1 protein-coding gene is annotated in these 651 nt (G+C 64.5%); it reads left to right on the top strand.

Annotated elements, in window-relative coordinates; translation table 11 throughout:
* On the top strand, window positions 1-651 hold a 651-nt coding region (locus AC01FP_RS18570), incomplete at both ends, for a toprim domain-containing protein (protein ID WP_474482360.1).

The raw sequence follows: 651 nt of genomic DNA, 5'->3' as shown, positions 1-651 counted from the left end.
GACGGGATCGGGATCGACGTCGCTCTCGAATGGAACGACAGCTATTACGAGAACGTCCTGTGCTTCACCAACAACATCCCGCAGCGTGACGGTGGCACCCATCTGGCGGCCTTCCGCGCCGCTCTGACCCGCACGCTCAACAACTATGCCAGCGCCAGCGGGCTGATGAAGAAGGAAAAAGTCAGCCTTTCGGGCGAAGACATGCGCGAAGGCCTGACGGCGATCGTCAGCGTCAAGCTGCCCGACCCGAAGTTCTCCAGCCAGACCAAGGACAAGCTGGTCAGCTCCGAAGTGCGCCAGCCGCTGGAAAGCCTGATGGGTGACAAGATGGGCGAATGGCTGGAGGAAAACCCGGCCCATGCCAAGGCGATCATCCAGAAAGTGATCGATGCCGCCGCCGCGCGCGAAGCTGCCCGCCGCGCGCGCGAGATGAGCCGCAAGGGGGCGATGAGCATCGCCAGCCTGCCGGGCAAGCTGGCCGACTGCCAGGAGCGTGATGCGTCGAAGTGCGAACTGTTCCTGGTCGAGGGTGATTCCGCCGGCGGCTCGGCCAAGCAGGGGCGCGACCGCAAGACCCAGGCCATCCTGCCGCTGAAGGGCAAGATCCTCAACGTCGAGCGCGCCCGGTTCGACCGGATCATCGGCTCCAAG

The sequence above is a fragment of the Cyanobium sp. NIVA-CYA 375 genome (genome assembly GCF_056108345.1).
This window is presented reverse-complemented; position numbering and strand designations above follow the sequence as displayed.